A 20,310-nucleotide genomic window follows, 5' to 3' on the forward strand; every position below is an offset into this window, starting at 1 on the left:
TAGCTGCTGGAGCTGGCGCGGCGGCAACGGCACTGCAAAATCGGCATCGAGGTCGGCAGCAACAGCACAACCACAAAGCCATAGCGGCAGCACCGCAGATCAACAGCGCGTCCGATCGGGGTCGCGACGGCAATTTCAGGAACGATGATGAGCAACCAGCAGTACTGGATCGCGACGAAGGGCTCCGCTTTGCAGGGGGCGTTGAATGTGCCGGGCGACAAGTCGGTGTCGCATCGGGCGGTGATGTTCGCGGCGCTGGCCGATGGGGTGTCGCGCATCGACGGGTTCCTGGAGGGCGAGGACACGCGGTCGACCGCCGCGATCTTCGCCAGGCTCGGGGTCAGGATCGAAACGCCGTCGCCGTCGCAGCGGATCGTGCACGGGGTCGGGGTCGATGGCCTGCAGGCGCCGCAGGGCGAGCTGGACTGCGGCAATGCCGGTACCGGCATGCGTTTGCTGGCCGGGTTGCTGGCGGCGCAGCCGTTCGACAGCGTGCTGGTCGGCGACGCCTCGCTGTCCAAGCGGCCGATGCGCCGGGTGACCGAGCCGCTGGCGCTGATGGGCGCGCGGATCGACACCGACGCCAATGGCGTGCCGCCGCTGCGCATCCATGGCGGGCAGCCGCTGCACGGCATCGATTTCGTCTCGCCGGTGGCCAGCGCCCAGGTCAAGTCCGCGGTGTTGCTGGCCGGGCTCTATGCCGACGGCGTCACCTCGGTGCAGGAGCCGCATCCGACCCGCGACTACACCGAGCGCATGCTGTCCGCGTTCGGCGTGGAGATCGCGTTCGCGCCCGGCCATGCGCGCCTGCGCGGCGGCCAGCGCCTGCGCGCCACCGACATCGCGGTGCCGGCCGATTTCTCCTCGGCGGCATTCTTCATCGTCGCCGCCAGCATCGTTCCCGGCTCGGACATCACCCTGAAGGCGGTCGGCCTCAATCCGCGCCGCACCGGCCTGCTCGCCGCGCTGCGGCTGATGGGCGCGGACATCGTCGAGCACAACCACAGCGAACACGGCGGCGAGCCGGTGGCCGACCTGCGGGTGCGCCATGCGCAGCTGCGCGGGGCGCAGATCCCGGAAGCGGTGGTGCCGGACATGATCGACGAATTCCCGGCGCTGTTCGTCGCCGCCGCCGCGGCGCAGGGCCGCACCGTGGTCAGCGGCGCGGCCGAACTGCGGGTCAAGGAATCCGACCGCCTGGCGGCGATGGCCACCGGCCTGCGCAGCCTGGGCATCGTCGTCGACGAGACGCCCGATGGCGCCACGATCCACGGCGGCGCGCTGGGCAGCGGCGTGATCGAAAGCCACGGCGACCATCGCATCGCGATGGCGTTCGCGATCGCCGGGCAGCTGGCCGAGGGCGAGGTGCGGATCAACGACGTCGCCAACGTGGCCACCTCGTTCCCGGGCTTCGATACGCTGGCGCGCGGCGCCGGCTTCGGTCTGGCCGCCGCCGACTGAACCCGGCCGCGGCCATCCCGGTACGATCGAGATACCGGCATGAATCGCCGCGCGAGTGGCGATGCAGCCAGGAATGCGTTTACGGCGCGTGTGGCGGGTCGTTGGCCGGCGTCGCCGGCGCCGGCGCGGTGGAGGAGGGCGCTTGGAGCCCGCGATCGCGGCCCAGCCACCAGCCGCTGGCCGCCAGCACCAGCGCGAGCACGACCACCCATGCCCAGGGCGAACCGCGATGGGCGCGGGAACGCGCGGCCTTGTCATTGCGGTTGCGCGGATACAGGTCCTGCGTATCGTGCGGTCTGGACATGGCCATGCTCCTTGGGTCGTGGGACCCAACCAGTCTTGCCCCGATGCGGCGACAGGTGTGTCAGCCGCTCGTGAACGCGGCGCGCGCGCCGCAAGCACGGTTCAGCTTACGGACCCGGCTTGAAATCGAACGGGATCTCGAGGCTGCCGGCCACCGCCTGGCCCTTCTGCTGGGCCGGACGGAAGCGCCAGCGGCGCACGGTTTCCATTGCGGCGCGATCCAGGTCGCGCGAGCCGCTGCGCCTGACCAGCGCCACGCCGGCGGGAGCGCCGCTGGCATCCACGTCGACCCGCACCACGACCGTGCCGCTGTCGCCGCGGCGCAGGGCCGCCGGCGGATAGCGCGGCGGCGGCATCTGTCCTTCCAGCGGCACCGGACGATCGCCCGGCGCCAGCGCCGCGTTCGGCGCGCTGCCGCCGCCATCGGTGGCCGCGGCCGCCGGCGCCATGGCGTCGGGCGGCGGCGGCGGCGCGGTCTCGACCAGCTTGGGCGTGTCTTCGGCCGCGGCCGGCTTGGCCTGCGGCATGTCGCTGGCGCCGCTGCCGGCGGGCAGCGGCTCGGGCAGCGGCTTGATCTGCGCCGCATCCTGCTGCACCTGCGCAGGCTGCGGCTTGTAGAAGTCGTTGTCCTTGCGCCCGGCCAGCCACACCACCAGGAACAGCAGCAGCCCCGCGCAGAAGGCGATGCCGACGATCACGAGGAGGCGCCGCGGCAGGCGCAGCACGATGCCGGTGTTGGAGGAGGGAGGCGACGTGGACATGGGACTCACCGTGGGGAACCGCTGGATTCTGGCATAGCCGCGGTGAATCGGTCGCGCAGCGCGGCGGCCTCGCCGTTTTCGGCAAAAGCGCGACCGACAGGCGATAATGCGCGGCTCCGATCCATCCACGTGCCGCGCCCATGCTCGATCCCGTCCTGCTCCGCCAACAGCCCGCCGACCTCGCCGAGCGCCTGCGCACCAGCCGCGGCTATGCGCTGGACGTGGCCGCCCTGGAGGCCCTGGAGGCCGACCGCAAGCGCATCCAGGTGCGCACCCAGGAACTGCAGAGCCTGCGCAACAGCCGTTCCAAGGCGATCGGCCAGGCCAAGGCCAAGGGCGAGGACGTGGCCGCGCTGATGGCCGAAGTCGCCGGGTTCGGCGACGAGCTGAAGGCCTCCGAGCAGCGCCTGGACGAGATCCGCGCGCAGCTGGAGACGCTGGCGCTGGAGATTCCCAACCTGCCGCAGGCCGACGTGCCGGCCGGCAAGGACGAGGCCGACAACGTCGAGGTGCAGCGCTGGGGCACGCCGCGCGCGTTCGATTTCGAGGTCAAGGACCATGTGGAACTGGGCGCGCGCCACGCCTGGCTGGACGGCGAGACCGCGGCCAAGCTGTCGGGCGCGCGCTTCACCGTGCTGCGCGGGCCGATCGCGCGCCTGCACCGCGCGCTGGCGCAGTTCATGCTCGACCTGCACACCGGCCCGCACGCATACCAGGAAACCAACGTGCCGGTGATCGTCAACGCCGACAGCCTGTACGGCACCGGCCAGTTGCCCAAGTTCGAAGAGGACATGTTCGCCACCCACCTGGGCGAGCAGAAGCGCTACCTGATCTCGACCTCGGAGATCTCGCTGACCAACCTGGTCCGCGACGAGATCGTCGAGGCCGAACGCCTGCCGCTGCGCATGACCGCGCACTCGCTGTGCTTCCGCTCCGAGGCCGGCAGCGGCGGCCGCGACACCCGCGGCATGATCCGCCAGCACCAGTTCGAGAAGGTGGAACTGGTCAGCATCTGCCGGCCCGAGGACAGCGCCGCCGAGCACGAACGCATGACCCGCTGCGCCGAAGTGGTGCTGGAGACGCTGGGGCTGCCGTACCGCAAGGTGCTGCTGTGCACCGGCGACATGGGGTTCTCCGCGACCAAGACCTACGACCTGGAAGTCTGGCTGCCGTCGCAGCAGACCTACCGCGAGATCTCCTCGTGCTCCAACTGCGGCGATTTCCAGGCGCGGCGCATGCAGGCGCGCTGGCGCAACCCGGCCACCGGCAAGCCGGAGCTGCTGCACACGCTCAATGGCTCCGGCACCGCGGTCGGCCGCGCGATGATCGCGGTGATGGAGAACTACCAGAACGCCGACGGCTCGATCACCGTGCCCGATGCGCTGCGTCCGTACATGGGCGGCCTCGACCGGATCGGTTGAGCGTCCGCCGCGTTCGCCTGCGCGCCCTCGGCGGACAGGGCGGATCAGCTGGCAGCACCATCCGGCGCAAAGCGTCGGTGCGGATCGCCCCGATCCAGTGTTTCGGCTTGGCTGCCGCCGCCATGTAGGAGCGACTTCAGTCGCGACAGGCTTGACCGAGACACCTGCCGCGACCGACGTGCTCGACTGGCTATAGCCGACTGCAGGAGACATCTGGCAGCCATGCCGGCAGGCCCAGCCTGCTGTGCAACCAACTTGGCTGCACATCGTCCACCGGCAGGGTTTTGGGCGGCCCACATCTCGCCGCCTCGCTGACGGCCGCCCATTTCCGATGGCATCAGCGCACCATCCACCAAGACGCTGCTGCCGCGTGTGCTGGAATCTTGGTTTCGTCCATCCAGCAGTTCGCGAATGGGCAGCGAGCGTTCGGTGTGCCGCTCACCGGTGGCATTGGCTTGGTCGCGTCGCGACTGAAGTCGCTCCCACAAGAACGCGATCGGAAGATGGCCGCCAGCCAGCACAGCGAAGCCTGCGCAGGAGACGCCTCCAGGCCGTGCCATCAGCGACGAAACCTTGCCAACCACGTCGGAAAGGAGACGGATGACCATCCCCGATCGGATGCGCCGCGGTCCTGCCGCCGGGTAGGGCGCTGCGTTGGGAGCCGGCCGCCAACGCATTTGCACAGCCAGCATCGTTGTGGGAGTAGAATGAACCCAATGCGATTTCATTCATCGTTCTAAATATCGAAAGAACATGCACGATCTCAACGACCTGTACTACTTCGCGATGGTGGTCGACCACGGCGGTTTCGCCGCCGCCGAGCGCGCCCTGGGCATCCCCAAGTCGCGCCTGAGCCGCCGCATCAGCCAGCTGGAAACCGACCTGGGCGTGCGCCTGCTGCAGCGCTCCACGCGCCGCTTCGCGGTCACCGACCTGGGCATGAGCGTGCATCGCCACGCGCAGACGATGCTCGCCGAGGCGCAGGCGGCGCGCGAGGTGGTGGACCGGCTCAGCGCCGAACCGCGCGGCCTGGTGCGGGTCAGCGTGCCGGTGTCGCTGGCGCAGATGCAATTGCCCAAGCTGCTGCCGATGTTCCTCGACCAGTACCCCAAGGTGCGCTTGCAGTTGAACATCAGCAACCGCCGCGTGGACATCATCAACGAAGGCTACGACGTCGCGCTGCGCGTGCGCTCGCGCCTGGACGACGACGGCAGCCTGGTGATGCGCAGCTTCGGCCAGGTGCAGGAGCTGCTGGTCGCCAGCCCCAAGTATCTCGACCGCGCCGGCCGCCCCAAGGACCCGGAAGAACTGGCCTCGCACGTGACCCTGAGCATCAGCGAGGACGAGGCGCGGCAGCGCTGGGAACTGCACGGACCGGCCGGCGAAGTACGCCGCGTCGACCTGCAACCGCGCGTGGCCGGCTTCGACTTCCCGCTGCTGCAGTCGATGGTCAAGGACGGCTTCGGCATCACCCTGCTGCCGGAGACGGTCTGCGCCGACGCCGTGCGCAACGGCGAACTGGAAGTGGTGCTGCCCGAATGGTCGCTGCCGCAGGGCATCTGCCACGCCGTGTTCGCCTCGCGCCGCGGCCTGCTGCCGGCGGTGCGCGTGTTCATCGACTTCCTCGCCGAACACCTGCCGCGCCAGATCGAGGCCTCGCGCCTGGACTGCAGCGGCTGCCCGGAGCGGATCAAGGTCAAGCACTCGACCCTGGGCGCGATGGCGGTCGAGGCCGGCTGAGCAAATCCGGCGCGGCCGTGCGAAAATGCGCGGCCGCAGCGCTCACGGCCAGCGGTCCGCGATGTTCCGGCGAGCGCAAGCGCATGCCCGGCGATCGGGCGAGAAGCGGGGTAGTCGCAATCGGAGAGATGGCCGAGCGGTTTAAGGCACCGGTCTTGAAAACCGGCGAAGGGTCAAACCTTCCGTGGGTTCGAATCCCACTCTCTCCGCCATTCAATCCCGATTCCCCGTATGGCGTGCGGCTCGCCAGCAGTGTTCCCTGTGTCGAATGGGACCTGCCTATCTCAGGCGACCATAGGTGCTGCTTGATCGACTCGCTGAGCACCGATGGCTTGCTTGCCGCTATCGTGGCGAGAAGTATCGACGCCCTGCCATGTCGGCACCGTTCGAGCGCGCTGTGCCACGAGCGCCCATCACGAGCACTCCAAGCCGAGACTGCGAACACATGGGATCGGAAAACCCCGATCTGGCGTGCCAAGCGACGGCGGGATCGCTGCTCGGATTCGGCGCCGGACGAGGTCAGGAAAATCTGACCCGATATCAGGCTTTGCCCTGATAACGTTGTCGTCCGCAAGCCGTGATACTGCGCCTGCCTGACGCAGGTACCGCCGCGCTTTCCTAGAGGAGCGAACAGGCTGGTCACTCGCCCTGCGTGCCGAGCCTTGAGTAAGCCCGGCGTGGTGTTTTTTTCGCCATGATGACAGCACCCAGCGCCTTGCTTAGCGTGCTGTGAAATCTGGATGATTTGTCTACAAATTCTTGTTGCCCTGAACAATTCACGCCGCTAGTCTGGCTGCGTGGCGTTCGCTGCGTTGGGGTTATACGAGATGGCCATCAGGGTTTTTTTGGTCGACGATCACGCTCTTGTCCGTACCGGCATGAAGCTGATCCTTTCGAATCAGACCGATATCGAAATCGTCGGCGAGGCCGAGAGCGGCGAAGCCGCGATGCCGCAGATCCGTCAGCTGAAGCCCGACATCGTCCTGTGCGATCTGCACATGCCCGGCGTCAGTGGCCTGGAAGTGACCGAGCGCATCGTCAAGGGCGACCACGGCACCAAGGTCATCATCGTGTCGGTGCTGGAGGACGGTCCGTTGCCCAAGCGCCTGCTCGAGGCCGGCGCGTCTGGCTATGTGGGCAAGGCCGGCGATGCGCAGGAACTGCTGCGCGCGGTACGCGACGTGGCAATGGGCAAGCGCTACCTCGGCGCCAACATCGCGCAGAACCTGGCGCTGGCCAACCTGGAGGGTGGGGGGTCGCCGTTCGACGCCTTGTCTCCGCGCGAACTGGAAGTCGCGCTGCTGCTGACCCGCGGGCTGCGCCAGGAAGACATCGCCAAGCGCCTGAGCCTCAGCGCCAAGACGGTCAACACGCACAAGGCGCGGCTGTTCGAGAAGGTCGGCATCCACGACAACATCGCGCTGGCGCGTCTTGCCACGCAGTACGGGTTGCTGGATCCGGCGCATCCGCTGTAGCGCCACCGACTCACCTTCGCGCGAAAGAAGCGGCCTGACGGTCGCTTTTTTTGTGCATGCACGGCTGCCGGTAGCTTTTTCGGCAGCGGTGGCTTTGTGGGTCTTTCGGATTTCCGAGAGCGGTCGGCTGGTGGCCGGGTGGCTGCGAGTGGTCCGGGCGGTCTCGGCCATCGGTCGCGATGGGCATTACCGGTAATGCCCGTCGCGACTGAAGCCGCTCCCACACGCTGGTTCCTGCAGGGCGGCAGCTGGATCGATTGATGCGGCTGCGCGTTGGTGGACACCACAACGGCCAGGTTTCGCGAACTACATGGCCGTGTGTGTGCGGCGGATGCCGCGCGACAGGATCGTCCGCGGCGCTTCGGCGCGTCTGCATGCCGGGTTGCGTCCAGCGCGTGAGGCGGAGGATGGCGATGGAGAGGCGCAAAAAAAAGCGGCCCGAAGGCCGCTTTTCTTGCTGCGAAGAACGGACGCCGGATCAGCTGGCGCGGTCCTTGTGCTCCTTGTCGTCGTCGCTGTCGTCGGCCCTGGCGCGCGGCGGCTGGTGCTGGGCGACCGCGACCGGCGCATCGGCCGGAGGGGCGGGCGGTGCGTCGAACAAGCCGTTGCCGGTGGGCTCGGCAGGTGCCGTTTCGGCCTCGCTGGCGCGGCTGCTCTCGGCGGCGTTCGCCGCCGGGGCTGCAGCGATCGGTGCCGGTGCCGGCGTCGTCGGTGCGACGGCGGCGGCCGGCTCCTCGGGGAAGGCGTCCAGCAGCGTGGTCTGCACCGGCATGTAGGCCGGCTTGCTGGGTTCTTCCTCGGCGAGCGGCTGCGGTGCCGGCGCGGCGTCCTGCTGCGGCTTGGCAGCCGTCGTGGACACCACTGCCGATTCCTCGACCGGCGCGGCCGATGCCGCCACCGTTTCCGTTCCGGCTGCGCGCGTCGTCGTGGCGACCGGGACCGGCTGCTCGACGATCGGCGCCGGTGTCGGCTGCAGTGCGTCCTCGATGGTCTGCGCAGGCGACGCTTCAGCCGCCGGCTCGGTGACGATCGGCGCAATGCGTTCCGCGGCAGGCGCTGCCTCGGAATGCGCCACTGGCGTCTCGCTGACGGGCGCCACAGGCACCGCCGCTACCGGCGCTGCGTTTTCCGTCTGCGCGGTGCCGACCGGTGCCACGTCGACTGCTGCCGGCGCGGCAACGGCAGGCGCCGTTGCGATCGCTGCGGCTGCGGCAACCGGCGCGGCCTGGGCCGGAGCCGTGTGGCTTTCGGCATGCGGCACTGCGGAGGTTGCAGCATCCGGCGCAGCCTGCGCCGGAGCGGCGTCGCCCTCGGCCTGCGGCGCTGCGGTTGCGGCAGCAGCGTTCGGTGCCTGCGCGGCAGCCGCTCGCTCGGGGCGCGGCTCGCGCTTTTCCCGCGGCGGACGCGGCGCCTGCTGCGGCTTGGCCGCGGTGGCGTCGGCCGGGCTGGCATCGTCGTCGAAGTCGAACTCCGGCTGGCTGCGGCTCGGCGCCGGCGCGGTCTCGCCGTCGCTATCGCCGTCGCCGGCATCCAACTCGTTGTCGTCGAACGCTGCGCCTTCGCTGCCGCTGCCGGCCTCGCCGTTGCCGCGGCGACGGCGACGGCCGCCGCGACGGCCGCGACGGCGGCGGCCACCGGCCTCGCCGTTGACGTCGTCGGCGTCGCCGGTCTCGCCGGCCGGGACGGCCTGCGCGGTCTCTGCGGCGCTTTCGCGTTCATCGATGCCGGACGGCGCCACCTGCGGCTGCGCCGCAACGGCGGCCGGCGCGGTGGTGGTGGCCTCATTGGTCGGCGCATCGTTGCTCAGCGCGGCGGCGCCACCGGCCACGGCGGCTGCCGCGATCGTGGTGGCATCCTGCGCGACAGCGGCCGGCGCCGTCACCGGCTTGGGCGCGGCGTCGTCCTGGCGCGGCTGGCGCTGCGGCCTGTCGCCCTGCAGCGCGGCCTGGGCCGGCTCCTGCTGCGGCTTGGGCTGGCGCGGCGGGTTCTGCGGCTGCTGCTGCTTCGGCGCCTTCGGCTGCTGCTGCGGCTTGGCCTGCTGCGGCGCCTGCTCGTTGCGCGGCGGCTTGGACGCCAGGTTCTGCTGGCCGCCCTGCGCGTTGCCACCGCCATTGCCCGGACGGCGTTCGTCGCGGCGCATGTTGCCGCCGTTGCCGCGCGCGGCATTGCCGCCCTGGCCGCCGTTGCGGTTGCCGTCGCGGCGCGCGTTGCGGTCGCCGCGATCGTTGCGGTTGCGGTTGCCGTCGTGGGCGCGCTGGCGCTGCGCCGGCTCGCTCGCGGCCGGGGCCGGAGCCGGGCTTTCGCCGGCGCCGAAGATCCGCTTCAGCCAGCCGACCACGCCGGTGGCCGGGGCCGCGACGGGGGCCGGAGCCGGAGCCTGCACCTGCACGGGCGCGGCGACCGGTTCGGGCGCCTCGACCACTTCGCGCACCGGGGCCGGCTGCGAGTGCTTCACGTTGGTCACCGCGGGCGCCGGAATGTTGAGCTGCGCCTTGGTCAGCGCGTGCACCGGCAGCTTGCGCGGGGTGTTGCGCTGGTAGCTGGGCTTGGCGCTTTCCTCGCCGAGCTCGTTCTCGCGCAGGCGGGTCACCTCGTAGTGCGGAGTGTGCAGCTGCTCGTCGGCGACGATGACGATCGGCGCGTCGTGGCGCTTCTCGATCTCGCTGAGCGCGCGGCGCTTCTCGTTGAGCAGGTAGTTGGCGATCTCCACCGGGGCCTGTACCAGCACCTGCCCGGTGTTCTCCTTCATCGCGTGCTCTTCGGCGACGCGGATGATCGACAGCGACATCGACTCGACGCTGCGCATGCGGCCGTGGCCGTCGCAGCGCGGGCACACGATCTGGCTGGACTCGCCCAGCGACGGGCGCAGGCGCTGGCGGCTCATCTCGAGCAGGCCGAAGCGCGAGATGCGCCCGATCTGCACCCGCGCGCGGTCGTACTTGAGCGCGTTCTGCAGGCGGTTCTCGACTTCGCGCTGGTGCTTGTTGGAGGCCATGTCGATGAAGTCGATGACCACTAGGCCGCCGAGGTCGCGCAGGCGCAGCTGGCGCGCCACCTCTTCGGCGGCCTCCAGGTTGGTCTGGAACGCGGTGTCCTCGATGTCGCTGCCCTTGGTCGCGCGCGAGGAGTTGACGTCCACCGCGGTCAGCGCCTCGGTCTGGTCGACCACGATCGAGCCGCCGGAGGGCAGGCGCACGCTGCGCTCGTAGGCCGCCTCGATCTGCGATTCGATCTGGAAGCGGTTGAACAGCGGGATGTCGTCGGTGTAGTGCTTGAGCTTGCGCAGGCTCTGCGGCATCACCTGCTGCATGAACTCCTGGGCATCGCCGTACATCTCGGGGGTATCGACCAGGATCTCGCCGATGTCGGCGCGCAGGTAGTCGCGCAGGGCGCGGATGATCAGCCGCGATTCCTGGTAGATCAGGAACGGCGCCGGCTTGGCCAGGGCGGCCTCGGCGATCGACTTCCAGACCTGCAGCAGGTAGTCCAGGTCCCACTGCAGTTCTTCGGCATCGCGGCCGACGCCGGCGGTGCGGATGATCACGCCCATGTCGTCGGGGATGTTCAGCTTGTCCAGCGCTTCCTTCAGCGCGGCGCGGTCCTCGCCCTCGATCCGGCGCGAGACGCCGCCGGCGCTGGGCGAGTTCGGCATCAGCACCATGTAGCGGCCGGCCAGGGAGATGAACGTGGTCAGCGCGGCGCCCTTGTTGCCGCGTTCCTCCTTGTCCACCTGGACCACCACTTCCTGGCCCTCGCGCAGCAGTTCGCGGATCGTCGCCTTGTTGTGGTCGACGCCGGCCTGGAAGTAATCGCGGGAGATTTCCTTCAGCGGCAGGAAGCCGTGGCGCTCGCCGCCGTATTCGACGAAGGCGGCTTCGAGCGAGGGTTCGAGCCGGGTGATGCGGCCTTTGTAGATGTTGGACTTCTTCTGTTCCTTGGACGGCTGCTCGATGTCGATGTCGTACAGGGTCTGGCCGTCCACGATGGCCACACGCAGCTCTTCGGCCTGCGTGGCGTTGATCAGCATTCGCTTCATTGTTGCGTTCCTCGCGCTGCTACCGCGCGGAACGCCATGGGGTTTCGCTTCTGGTCACGCTTCGCCGCCCATCGCGCAGGCGCGGGGAGGGCGGCTTGGGTTTCCAGCGCTACGACACCACGGCGAGCCGCGGGAGCGCTTCTTTCTTTTAGGTGGTTCAGGACCGGCGGCGACTCCAGCCAGGCTGGGCGCCGCACGGGGCATGTTCAGCGCGGACGCTTGCGGCGTCCGGCGATGGCCGGGCAGGCCGGTGAGCCGCTAACATGGCCGCCCCGGGGGCGGTGGTCGCGCACTGTGCCGGAATCGTCGCAAGCCGGGCTTCTGGCCCTTAGCTAACTTCCAACGAAATCAAACCCTTATCTCGCCCCCCGAGTGTAACAGAATAAACTGCCCGATGACTTCCCCCCCGATCCCTCCCAAGCCGCGCGACGTCGCGACCAGTGCGGTGCGCATTCTCAAGGTCCCTGAAGACAGGGCGGGACAGCGCGTAGACAATTTCCTGCTCGGCCAGCTCAAGGGCGCCCCGCGCAGCCTGATCTACAAGCTGATGCGCAGCGGCCAGGTGCGGGTGAATGGGGGCCGCACCAAGGCCGAGCGCAAGCTGGAGGCGGGCGACGAGGTGCGCATCCCGCCGGTGCGGCTGAACGAAGAGGGCGAGAAGACCGCGCCGCCGGACGCGTTCATGGCCCGGCTGGAGGCGGCGATCGTCTACGAGGACGCGCGGCTGCTGGCGCTGAACAAGCCGTCCGGGGTCGCCAGCCATGGCGGCAGCGGGATCAGCTTCGGCGCCATCGAGACCCTGCGCGCCCTGCGCCCGAACCAGAGCCTGGAGCTGGTGCACCGGCTCGACCGCGACACCTCCGGGCTGCTGATCGTGGCCAAGAAGCGCTCGGCGCTGACCGAGATGCAGGCGCTGATGCGCGAGGACGACCGGGTCGAGGGTCGCGGCATCAGCAAGCGCTACCTGACCCTGCTGGCCGGGCGCATGCCCGACGGGGTGATGAGCGTGGACGCGCCGCTGCACATCGGCCTGCGCCAGGGCGGCGAGCGCCACGTGCAGGTGAACGCGGCCGGCAAGGAATCGCTGAGCCATTTCCGGGTGCTGGAGCGGCGCGGCGGGCACTCCTATTGCGAGGTGCGGATCGAGACCGGCCGCACCCACCAGATCCGCGTGCACGCGCAGCACCTGGGGCACCCGGTCGCCGGCGACGACAAGTACGGCGATCCTGCAGTCAACAAGCGCCTGCGCGAGCAGATCGGGCTCAAGCGCCTGTTCCTGCATGCCGCGTCACTGGAGTTCACCCTCGACGGCGGCAAGACGCCCTATCTATTGAATGCGCCGCTGGCCGACGAACTGGCCGAGGCGCTGAACCGCCTGGGCGGCTGAGCGCCGGGCGAGCCGGCTGGCGTTGCGCGGGCAGGTTGGCCAGGTCGTTCTTGATCTGGTCGGCGTCGCGGCGCCGACCAGCCGCTGGCGCCGGTTGCTGCGAGCGAGGACGCCGCCACCGGTGCGGGTGGGCATTTATCCGTCGCGCTTGTCGTGCTCGTGTCCGTGGCGGGGCTCGGAGTGCGCTTGTGCCGGCCGCGGGGCCGGGCGCGGCGCGGGCGCGGGCGCGTGCATGGGCTGCGGCCGCGGTGGCGCGATCCGGGCCATGCGCTGCTCCTGCAGCGGCGGCCGCTGCTGTTCCTGTCGCGGCATGGCCTGAACACGCTCCGGGAACTCCCGCATCGCTGCCTCCCGGTGCGTGGGTGCCGGCTGCTGGGCACTGAAGGCGGCGAGCGGGTGCGGTGCCTGCCGTGGCGGCTCGGGGGCGAACCGGGCCTGCTGCGCACGCGGATCGTCGCGGTGCGGTGCCGGCATGGACATCGCCTGTGCCGCAGGCGCCGTCCGCATGCTCGGCATCGGCGCGTTGCCGCGCATCGCCTGGAGCATGTCGCGCCGCCGCGCTTCAGCGGCGTTGGCCATCGGCAGCGCGTGGCGGGGATCGGCCGCGGATATCGGCATGGGCGCGTGTGGCGATTGCGCGAACGGCGGCTGCGCATGCGCCTCGCGTGCGGCAGCCGTAACGTTCGCGCCGTTCAGCCCAGGCAGCGGCGGCCGCTGCACCGCGTTCGCCACGACCGGGCGACCCGGCTGCAGCATCCGTTCATTGAAATGCGGCGTGGACAGCTGCGCATAGTCGACCGCGCGGCGTGGCGTCGCCGCCGGTGCGAACTGCGGTGCGGGGCCGCGCGGGGTCTGGGCCAGATGCGGCGCCAGGGCGATGGCGGCCGCACCCGCAGGCAGCGCCGCCTGCGGCGGAACGCTGCGGTTGTCGTCATGCACGAAGCGGCGCGTGTCGATCCGGTTGTTGGTGATGGTGTTGACGATGGTGGTGCGCGGCGCATAGACGCGGTTCTGGTAAACCACGTAGTGCGGCGCCGAGGGCGGGGCGTTCCAGTTCATGCCCCAGCTGTTCCAGCCCCAGCGGTGCCAGGCCGGCGCCGGCGCAAGCCAGCCCAGCGGGCCGTGGTGGCGGTGCTCGAGCGCGTCGCCGACCAGCACGCCGACGCCGAAGGAGACGATGCCGGCGGTGACCAGGTCGCCTTCGCTGTACGGCCGCGGGCGATAGCGGTACGCGCGGTAGACGTCGACCGGCGCGCCGTAGACCACGTCCGGGTCGTAGCGCGGGACATAGACCACGTCCGGCTGCGCCGGTTCGATGACGATGGTCTGCGGCGGCGGCGGGATCCGGTCGTCGGCGTAGGTCGGCTCCACCAGCGTGCGCCGCACCACCTGCACGCGTTGCTGCGGCGTGCTGCGCAGGTGGCCCTGCGCCTGCGCGCGGCCGCGCATGACCTGGATCGCGTCGAGCACCTCGTTGGGGTCGTGCGCATAGGCGTCGCCGAGCGCGCGGGTCCAGTCGCCGTTGCCGGCCAGTTGGGCGACCACCTCGGGAAACGCGATCAGCGCCTTGACGCTGGGATCCCACGGCTGCGCCGCGGCCGCCTGCAGGCGGTCGGCGGCGGCCACGCCGCTGTTGTTGCGCAGCCAGGTTTCGGCGTCGGCGAGCTGGTCCGGGTACACCGAGGCGGCCAGGGTCTGCGCGAGCAGCTTGTCGGGGAACAGCGCGATCGGCGCCACCAGCTTGTACAGCTGGTCGGCGCTGGGCGGCACGTACGGCGCTGGCGCGGGAGCGGCGGTCGCCGCGGCCGGTGCCGGCGGCGCCGGTGGTTGCCGCTGGCAGGCGCTCAGCGCCAGGACGCTCGCGGCGGTGGCCAGCGCCAGTGCCAGCCTGGTGGACGGCAGGGAGCGGGTTTCCATGCTGCACCTCTCGACACGCTGTTCGACGATGCGCGCAGGATGCGCAGGCCTGCATGTCTGCAAGCTTTCTTCGGCCGCGCCTGCGCCATGCCGCGCTGGCCTGCGTTCAGCCGCGCGGCCGGCTCAGGGCGTGGTGGACAGGCGGAACAGCACCAGGCTCAGCGCCAGCGTGGCCATGCCGGCGACCAGCCCGTACACGGTCTCGTGGCCCTTGGCGTAGCGCTTGGCCGCGGGCAGCAGTTCGTCCAGGGCCAGGAACACCATTACCCCGGCGATGACCCCGAACACCGCGCCGAAGATCGCCTCGGACAGGAACTGCGACAGCGCCACGTAGCCGATGATCGCGCCGATCGGCTCGGCCAGGCCCGACAGCAGGCTGGCGGCGAAGGCGTAGGACTTGCGCCCGGTGGCGTAGTGCACCGGCACCGCGATGGCGATGCCTTCGGGAATGTTGTGCACGGCGATCGCGAACGCCAGTGGCATGCCGACGGTAGGGCTCTCCAGCGTGGCGAAGAACGTCGCTAGGCCTTCGGGGAAATTGTGCGCGGTGATCGCCACCGCGGTCAGCAGGCCGACGCGCTTGATGTAGGCGCGGTTGTCCTCCCGGAACAGGGGGTCCTTGGCGTTGAGGCTTTCGTGCGGGTTGGGCACCAGCCGGTCGATCACCACGATCAGCGCCATGCCGGCCAGGAACGCCAGGGTGGCGTAGGCATAGCCCAGGTTCGGATCGAAGGCTTTGGTGAACGAGGTGATCGACTTGCCGAGGATCTCGGTCAGCGACACGTACACCATCGCGCCGCCGGCGAAGGCCAGGCCGAAGGCGAGCAGGCGCGGGTTGGGGCCCTTGGTGAACAGCACCAGCACGCTGCCCAGCGCAGTGGCCAGGCCGGCGGCCAGGGTGACCGCCAGGGCGATCCAGACGTTGTGCAACGGAATATCCAGCATGCGCCAGTCGGCTCCTGTGTCGGGACGGCGATGAAAGCGGGCGCGGGGCTGGCGGAGTGTGAAGACGGCGCACCGCCGTGGCCGGCGGAGCGCTCGCGGGGCGGCGCGCGGGCCGGCTCAGCCGGCGCCGTGCGCCTGCGCATCGAGCGCGAAACAGCGGTCCGGACGCGGTTGCGGCACGGTGAAGTTGACCGGCACCTGGATCGTCCACGGCACCGCCTTGCCGTTGCGGGTGGCGGGCTTGAACACCCATTCGCGCACGCGCTCCTGCGCCGAGGCGTCGAGCTTGGGCTGGCCGCTGCTGCCGACCAGCTGCACGTCGGTCGGCTTGCCCTCAACGCCGACCACCACCTTCAGCACCACCTTGCCGCCGAGCCCGGCGCAGGCCAGTTCGATCGGGTAGTCCGGCGGCGGGGTCTGCACCGCGGCGACGTCGGTCGGCGGCGCCGCCACGGCCTGGGTCTGCGACTGCTCGGACTTGCCGCAGCCGCCCAGCAGCAAGGCCGCCGCAAGGCCGGCGAGCGTCGGGAGGCGCACGAAACGAGGGGACAGGACGGGCATGGGAGTCATTCCGGAAGGGCCGACGCCTTGGCGGCGCAGATGAAGTCGTTTTCGCTGAGGCCGCCGACGTCGTGGGTGGAATAGCGCACCACCACGCGGTCGTAGTGCACGCCCAGGTCGGGGTGGTGGTCCTCGCGGTGCGCGATCCAGGCCAGCGCGTTCACGAACGCCAGCGTGCGGTAGTAGTCGGGGAAGCGGAACGTGCGGCTGATCGCCATGCCGTTCTCGACCAATTCCCAGCCGGGCACCTGCGGCAGCAATTCGGCCAGGCGCGCCTGGGTGAGCTTGTATTCGCTGCCCTTGCAGGGCGAGCAATGGGCCCGTTCGAGCGGGATCAGGTCGTTCATGTTCGGAACCTCTGCGGCGGGGCGGCTGAACGCGCCGGCCAAGGGAAACGCCCGCGGTGAGCCGGGGGCGTGGAAGCGCTAGAATAACCGCATGATCCAGATCTCCGACAACGCGCAGACCCATTTCCGCAAACTGCTCGAACGCGAGGCCGTGCCCGGCATGGGCGTGCGCCTGAGCGCGGTCGATCCCGGCACCGCACGCGCCGACGCGCGGCTGGAGTTCGCCGAACCGGCGGACCTGGCCGGCGACGAATGGGCGATCGACTGCGCCGGCTTCACCCTGTACGTCGCCGCCGACAGCGTCGGCTGGCTGGACGGCGCGGAGATCGACTACGTCACCCAGGGCACCGGCCAGCAGCTGACGATCAAGGCACCGAAGATCAAGGGCGAGGCGCCGGGCGAGGCCGCCTCGCTGGTCGAGCGGGTGCGCTGGGTGGTCGAGAACGAGGTCAACCCGCAGCTCGCCCAGCACGGCGGCCGGGTGGCGGTGCAGGAAGTGTCGGCCGAGGGCGTGGTGCTGCTGCGCTTCGGCGGCGGCTGCCACGGCTGCGGCATGGCCGACGTGACCTTGAAGCAGGGCATCGAGAAGACGCTGATGGGGCGCGTGCCGGGCATCACCGCCGTGCGCGACGCCACCGACCACGACAGTGGCAGCGCGCCGTACATCCCGCGCGACACCGCGGCCTGATTCCTCCGCACCGCCGGTGACGCGCGCCACCGACATCCTCGACGCGCTGTTGGCGCGCTCGCCACGCAAGCTGCTGCGCGATCGCCGGACCGGCCTGCCTTACGGCTGGGCGCACTGGATCGCCTCGCAGCCGGTGGCGCCACGCCCGTTCGTGTCCTCCGAACTGATCGCGGCGCTGCCGCAGCCGCCGCCGGCGCCGCGCGTGCGCTTGCCGGCACTGAGCGCCTGGCAGGCATTCCGGCGCCTGTGGTGGCAGGACTGGGAGCCGGCACCGTACGACCAGCGCTGGTGGCGGCGGATCGCGGCGCTGGTCAGCCTGGCGCTGCACCTGCTGTTCGCGCTGTTCCTGCTGTGGGTGGCGTTCGTGCGCTTGCTGCCGCCGCGCCCGGACGCGGGCGAGGCCGGGCGCGTGCAGGTGGAATTCGTCGGCCGCGGCACGCCGGCCGAGACCGGTGGCGGGGCGGCCGCGCAAGATGCCGCCGCCGCTGCCGCCACGCAGCAGGCGCAGGCGGCTGCGGCACGCGCGCCAGGCCGTGGCGGCCGCCACGGCGCAGACCGACGCCGCGGCGGCGCGTGCCGACTCCGCGGCGCCCGCCGCAGGCGCCGCGCAGGCCGTGTCCAGCCCGCCGCCTCCGCCGCCGGAGCAGCCGCTGCAGGTCACCGAGACCGAACAGCCGAGCCGCGATTTCGTGCTGCCGCCGCCCAGCGTGCGCGAACCGGCGCTGGCGCCGCGCGAGATCGCGCCGCCGAGCGTGCAGGTGACCGAGCGCGAGGTCGAGGTGGTCACCGAAGTGCCCGTCGTGGCGCAGATCCGTCCGCGCGAAGTGCCGCTGCCGGGCCCGCCCGCGCCGCAGGTGCAGGTGCGCGAGCGCGAAGTGCCGGCGCCGCTGCCGCAGGTCCAATTGCAGGTGCCGCAGATCCGCCCGCGCGATCCCGTGCCGACGCTGCGCAGCGCGCAGGCGCCGCAGGTGCGTCAGATCGAACTGCCGACGCCCGCCACGCCGGCGCCGGCCGTGGCGCCGCCAGCGGCTCCGTCGGAGGCGGCGGCAAGCGCGGCGGCGAACGCCGCGGCCTCCACGCAGCCGGCACCCCAGGCCAGCGCCGCCCAGGGCCAGGCCGAGAGCCGGGCGCCGGCCGGTAGCGGCGCCGCGCCGCCCGGCAGCCAGGCGGCGGCGCCGGGCAGCGGCCCGGCCGCGGTCGCGCGCGATGGCGGCTGGGCGACGCCGCAGCGCGGCGACGACTGGGGCGCGTCGGCACGCAACCGCGCCGGCGACGCCGGTGCCGGCGCCAGCCAGCGCAACGGCCTGTTCAACGGCGACGGCAGCGTGCGCGTGCCGGGCGAGGGGCAGGGCAAGGCCGCCGCGCCGCGCGGCGCGCCCGGCACCGAGACCGACAGCTGGTCGCGCGACCAGATCGCCAATGCCGGCCAGTGGCTCAAGCGCCCGCCCTACGACTACAAGCCGACTTCGTTCGACAAGTACTGGCTGCCGAACGCGACGCTGCTGGAGGAATGGGTGCGGCGCGGCATCAAGACCGTCAACATCCCGATTCCCGGTACCACCAGCAGCATTTCCTGCGTGGTCTCGATCCTGCAGTTGGGCGGCGGCTGCGGCATCACCGATCCGAACCTAAACGACCAGCCCGCCGGCGCGCGGCCGCCGCCGGACGTGCCGTTCAAGCCGGGCCTGCAGGACGACAACGGCAGCGTGAGATAGGCGTCGGCAGCGCGCGGTCACGGTGCGCGGATCGCGCCAGCGCGGTGCGCGCGCGGATCTGCGCCTCGTGCGTGCGACCTTCCGGACCGATCCTGGCGGCGCGCGGCGAACGGGAGCCGCAGGCGAGGATCGGTGCGCAGCGTGGCGGCGTCTTGCGCCATCGGCGGCGGGCCGTCGCCCTGGTTGTCTTTGCGCTGCGGCGTTCGCTCGACTGCAGCCGCGGCGTGCAGGCGACAACCGCGGCTGCGCATGCGGCATCCGCGACGATCGTGTGGTGTCCGTGCGCAACGCGCATCGCGACGGAATCGGCACTGAGCGCAGCGGGAACGCTTGCATCGGCGCAGATCGCGCGCCGGCGCGCTTGAGTCCGTGCCCGTACAGCGACGGCCATGCGGCACTGGCCGCGGTCGCCATCGCGGACCGCGGCGGGAAGCGGCGCCGGCGAAACGCCGGCGGCCGCGGTTACTTCAGGTCGTGCATGTCGCGCAGCTGGGTGGCGCGCGAACCGAAGTAGGCCGCCAGGTCGGCGATGTCCTGGTCGCTGAGCGGCGCGGCCTGCGGCGTCATCAGCGCATGCTGGCGATCGCCGGTGCGGTACGCCTGCAGCGCATGCGCGACGTAGTCGCCGTACTGGCCGCCGAGCTTGGGATAGGTCGGATCGATCGGCGCGTTGCCGTCGGCGCCGTGGCAGTCGATGCAGCTCTGCCCGGTGGCCTTGCCCTTGGCCTGGGCCAGCTTCTCGCCGGCGGCGATGCGTCCGCTGGGCAGGCCGGCGGAGGAGCCGGAACCGTGTTCGCCGCTGGCATGGCCGGGGTCGCCGGCGGACTGGCTGGTGGATTCAACCTGCGATTGCGAACATGCCCCCAACCACAGGGCAGCAAGCAGGACGATGGCGGGACGCAGTGCGTGCTCGGCTTTCGGCATGGGAAGGCTACTTGAGGGTGGTCAGGAAAGCGGCGATGTCGGCGATATCCTGGTCGGAGAAGCTTTCCGCCTGGGCCTGCATGGTCGGGTGCTTGCGCTTGCCGAGCCGGTATTCGGTCAGCGCCTGGGTCAGGTACTGCGCCGACTGGCCGCCGATCTTGGGAATGCGGTAGCTCGGGTAGGCGTTCTTGTAGCCGGTGACCCCGTGGCAGCCCTGACAGGTATAGGTCAGCAGCTTGCCGTTGGCGGCATTGCCGGCGGCGGGCGCGGCGGTGGCCGGCGCCGGGGTGGCGGCTGGGGCGGGAGCGGCGGCTGGGGCGGGAGCGGCGGCGGGCGCCGGCGCGGTCTGCGCCACTGCCGGGGTGATCCCGAGAGAAGCGAGGACGGCCAGGGCAAAACAAGCGGCTAGCGGCTGCGTGCGCATGGTTTCGTGGTCCGGAGGACGGGACTGGGGGTTCCGGCGTGGGGGAACACGGAACGGCCCGAGTATAGCCTGGCCTTTCGCGGCTCCGAAACAGTCCCGCCGGATCCTTTGCGGTGCAAGGCGGACGGGCACCATGACCTTTGGCTCATTCACCTTGGCGTCATCAGGTGATCTACTTCGCTACAACACCATTCACGCCATCCAC

17 protein-coding genes and 1 tRNA gene are annotated in these 20,310 nt (G+C 70.8%); 8 read left to right on the forward strand and 10 right to left on the reverse strand.

Features of this window, described 5'->3' with window-relative positions; all coding sequences use genetic code 11:
- The first annotated feature begins 144 nt into the window (after positions 1 to 144).
- Entirely contained in the window at positions 145 to 1,461 is a 1,317-nt protein-coding gene (gene aroA, locus OCJ37_RS09370) for a 3-phosphoshikimate 1-carboxyvinyltransferase (protein ID WP_263113370.1), read from the forward strand.
- A gap of 79 nt (positions 1,462 to 1,540) precedes the next feature.
- Here the strand turns inward: aroA and OCJ37_RS09375 are convergent, their stop codons facing one another.
- Both OCJ37_RS09375 and OCJ37_RS09380 read right to left on the reverse strand, forming a co-directional pair.
- A complete protein-coding gene (locus OCJ37_RS09375; protein ID WP_263113371.1) occupies positions 1,541 to 1,765 on the reverse strand; it encodes a hypothetical protein in 225 nt (74 codons plus the stop codon).
- 106 nt (positions 1,766 to 1,871) lie between these two features.
- Positions 1,872 to 2,525 carry an energy transducer TonB gene (locus tag OCJ37_RS09380; protein WP_263113372.1) on the reverse strand — a complete coding sequence of 218 codons (654 nt, stop codon included), beginning with the start codon at positions 2,523 to 2,525 and terminating at the stop codon, positions 1,872 to 1,874.
- Between the two features lie 140 nt (positions 2,526 to 2,665).
- Here OCJ37_RS09380 and serS point away from each other — a divergent pair, with 140 nt between their 5' ends.
- Positions 2,666 to 3,946, forward strand: a complete 1,281-nt coding sequence (gene serS, locus OCJ37_RS09385; protein ID WP_263113373.1) for a serine--tRNA ligase — start codon at positions 2,666 to 2,668, stop codon at positions 3,944 to 3,946.
- Between the two features lie 44 nt (positions 3,947 to 3,990).
- On the opposite strand, the gene OCJ37_RS09390 is transcribed toward serS, so the two are convergent.
- Positions 3,991 to 4,554, reverse strand: a complete 564-nt coding sequence (locus OCJ37_RS09390) for a hypothetical protein (RefSeq protein WP_263113374.1) — start codon at positions 4,552 to 4,554, stop codon at positions 3,991 to 3,993.
- 145 nt (positions 4,555 to 4,699) lie between these two features.
- On the opposite strand from OCJ37_RS09390, the gene OCJ37_RS09395 reads away from it, so the two are divergent.
- The 3 genes from OCJ37_RS09395 (at position 4,700) to OCJ37_RS09405 (ending at position 7,161) form a co-directional block, all read left to right on the forward strand.
- The gene (locus OCJ37_RS09395) at positions 4,700 to 5,686 is read left to right on the forward strand and encodes a LysR family transcriptional regulator (protein WP_179564979.1); all 987 of its coding nucleotides are present in this window, start codon (positions 4,700 to 4,702) and stop codon (positions 5,684 to 5,686) included.
- A 122-nt stretch (positions 5,687 to 5,808) separates the two neighbouring features.
- Positions 5,809 to 5,898, forward strand: a tRNA-Ser gene (locus tag OCJ37_RS09400).
- 615 nt (positions 5,899 to 6,513) lie between these two features.
- Positions 6,514 to 7,161: a response regulator gene (locus OCJ37_RS09405; RefSeq protein WP_145706360.1), complete on the forward strand. Its 648-nt coding sequence runs from the start codon at positions 6,514 to 6,516 to the stop codon at positions 7,159 to 7,161.
- Positions 7,162 to 7,639: 478 nt separating this feature from the next.
- Here OCJ37_RS09405 and OCJ37_RS09410 read toward each other — a convergent pair whose 3' ends face one another.
- Positions 7,640 to 11,197: an Rne/Rng family ribonuclease gene (locus tag OCJ37_RS09410; protein WP_263113375.1), complete on the reverse strand. Its 3,558-nt coding sequence runs from the start codon at positions 11,195 to 11,197 to the stop codon at positions 7,640 to 7,642.
- A gap of 394 nt (positions 11,198 to 11,591) precedes the next feature.
- Here OCJ37_RS09410 and OCJ37_RS09415 point away from each other — a divergent pair, with 394 nt between their 5' ends.
- Positions 11,592 to 12,584 (forward strand): RluA family pseudouridine synthase, encoded by a 993-nt coding sequence (locus OCJ37_RS09415; protein ID WP_263113376.1) that lies wholly within the window; start codon positions 11,592 to 11,594, stop codon positions 12,582 to 12,584.
- Positions 12,585 to 12,719: 135 nt separating this feature from the next.
- Here the strand turns inward: OCJ37_RS09415 and OCJ37_RS09420 are convergent, their stop codons facing one another.
- The 4 genes from OCJ37_RS09420 to OCJ37_RS09435 all read right to left on the reverse strand — a co-directional run bounded on the left by OCJ37_RS09420 (position 12,720) and on the right by OCJ37_RS09435 (position 16,354).
- Positions 12,720 to 14,501, reverse strand: coding sequence for a DUF3300 domain-containing protein (locus OCJ37_RS09420; RefSeq protein WP_317633231.1), 1,782 nt, complete (start codon positions 14,499 to 14,501; stop codon positions 12,720 to 12,722).
- Positions 14,502 to 14,624: 123 nt separating this feature from the next.
- A complete protein-coding gene (zupT, locus tag OCJ37_RS09425) occupies positions 14,625 to 15,446 on the reverse strand; it encodes a zinc transporter ZupT (protein ID WP_263113377.1) in 822 nt (273 codons plus the stop codon).
- Between the two features lie 117 nt (positions 15,447 to 15,563).
- The gene (locus OCJ37_RS09430) at positions 15,564 to 16,007 is read right to left on the reverse strand and encodes an energy transducer TonB (protein ID WP_263113378.1); all 444 of its coding nucleotides are present in this window, start codon (positions 16,005 to 16,007) and stop codon (positions 15,564 to 15,566) included.
- Positions 16,008 to 16,012: 5 nt separating this feature from the next.
- The gene (locus tag OCJ37_RS09435; RefSeq protein WP_263113379.1) at positions 16,013 to 16,354 is read right to left on the reverse strand and encodes a 4a-hydroxytetrahydrobiopterin dehydratase; all 342 of its coding nucleotides are present in this window, start codon (positions 16,352 to 16,354) and stop codon (positions 16,013 to 16,015) included.
- Positions 16,355 to 16,445: 91 nt separating this feature from the next.
- On the opposite strand from OCJ37_RS09435, the gene OCJ37_RS09440 reads away from it, so the two are divergent.
- Both OCJ37_RS09440 and OCJ37_RS09445 read left to right on the forward strand, forming a co-directional pair.
- A complete protein-coding gene (locus tag OCJ37_RS09440) occupies positions 16,446 to 17,042 on the forward strand; it encodes an NfuA family Fe-S biogenesis protein (RefSeq protein ID WP_263113380.1) in 597 nt (198 codons plus the stop codon).
- 533 nt (positions 17,043 to 17,575) lie between these two features.
- Positions 17,576 to 18,757: a hypothetical protein gene (locus tag OCJ37_RS09445; RefSeq protein WP_263113381.1), complete on the forward strand. Its 1,182-nt coding sequence runs from the start codon at positions 17,576 to 17,578 to the stop codon at positions 18,755 to 18,757.
- Between the two features lie 462 nt (positions 18,758 to 19,219).
- On the opposite strand, the gene OCJ37_RS09450 is transcribed toward OCJ37_RS09445, so the two are convergent.
- Together OCJ37_RS09450 and OCJ37_RS09455 are read right to left on the reverse strand one after the other, a co-directional pair.
- On the reverse strand, positions 19,220 to 19,681 hold the full coding sequence (locus tag OCJ37_RS09450) for a c-type cytochrome (protein WP_263113382.1): 462 nt from the start codon (positions 19,679 to 19,681) through the stop codon (positions 19,220 to 19,222).
- Between the two features lie 7 nt (positions 19,682 to 19,688).
- On the reverse strand, positions 19,689 to 20,105 hold the full coding sequence (locus OCJ37_RS09455; RefSeq protein WP_263113383.1) for a c-type cytochrome: 417 nt from the start codon (positions 20,103 to 20,105) through the stop codon (positions 19,689 to 19,691).
- Positions 20,106 to 20,310 lie beyond the last annotated feature (205 nt).

Source organism: Xanthomonas sp. AM6 (genome assembly GCF_025665335.1).
Lineage (GTDB): Bacteria > Pseudomonadota > Gammaproteobacteria > Xanthomonadales > Xanthomonadaceae > Xanthomonas_A.

What these genes read in the sequence shown, in the direction of transcription:
- aroA (WP_263113370.1), top strand. Translation starts at nt 145, where the DNA reads ATGATGAGCAACCAGCAGTACTGGATCGCGACGAAGGGCTCCGCTTTG.
- OCJ37_RS09375 (WP_263113371.1), bottom strand. Translation starts at nt 1,765, where the DNA reads ATGTCCAGACCGCACGATACGCAGGACCTGTATCCGCGCAACCGCAAT.
- OCJ37_RS09380 (WP_263113372.1), bottom strand. Translation starts at nt 2,525, where the DNA reads ATGTCCACGTCGCCTCCCTCCTCCAACACCGGCATCGTGCTGCGCCTG.
- serS (WP_263113373.1), top strand. Translation starts at nt 2,666, where the DNA reads ATGCTCGATCCCGTCCTGCTCCGCCAACAGCCCGCCGACCTCGCCGAG.
- OCJ37_RS09390 (WP_263113374.1), bottom strand. Translation starts at nt 4,554, where the DNA reads ATGGTCATCCGTCTCCTTTCCGACGTGGTTGGCAAGGTTTCGTCGCTG.
- OCJ37_RS09395 (WP_179564979.1), top strand. Translation starts at nt 4,700, where the DNA reads ATGCACGATCTCAACGACCTGTACTACTTCGCGATGGTGGTCGACCAC.
- OCJ37_RS09405 (WP_145706360.1), top strand. Translation starts at nt 6,514, where the DNA reads ATGGCCATCAGGGTTTTTTTGGTCGACGATCACGCTCTTGTCCGTACC.
- OCJ37_RS09410 (WP_263113375.1), bottom strand. Translation starts at nt 11,197, where the DNA reads ATGAAGCGAATGCTGATCAACGCCACGCAGGCCGAAGAGCTGCGTGTG.
- OCJ37_RS09415 (WP_263113376.1), top strand. Translation starts at nt 11,592, where the DNA reads ATGACTTCCCCCCCGATCCCTCCCAAGCCGCGCGACGTCGCGACCAGT.
- OCJ37_RS09420 (WP_317633231.1), bottom strand. Translation starts at nt 14,501, where the DNA reads ATGGAAACCCGCTCCCTGCCGTCCACCAGGCTGGCACTGGCGCTGGCC.
- zupT (WP_263113377.1), bottom strand. Translation starts at nt 15,446, where the DNA reads ATGCTGGATATTCCGTTGCACAACGTCTGGATCGCCCTGGCGGTCACC.
- OCJ37_RS09430 (WP_263113378.1), bottom strand. Translation starts at nt 16,007, where the DNA reads ATGCCCGTCCTGTCCCCTCGTTTCGTGCGCCTCCCGACGCTCGCCGGC.
- OCJ37_RS09435 (WP_263113379.1), bottom strand. Translation starts at nt 16,354, where the DNA reads ATGAACGACCTGATCCCGCTCGAACGGGCCCATTGCTCGCCCTGCAAG.
- OCJ37_RS09440 (WP_263113380.1), top strand. Translation starts at nt 16,446, where the DNA reads ATGATCCAGATCTCCGACAACGCGCAGACCCATTTCCGCAAACTGCTC.
- OCJ37_RS09450 (WP_263113382.1), bottom strand. Translation starts at nt 19,681, where the DNA reads ATGCCGAAAGCCGAGCACGCACTGCGTCCCGCCATCGTCCTGCTTGCT.
- OCJ37_RS09455 (WP_263113383.1), bottom strand. Translation starts at nt 20,105, where the DNA reads ATGCGCACGCAGCCGCTAGCCGCTTGTTTTGCCCTGGCCGTCCTCGCT.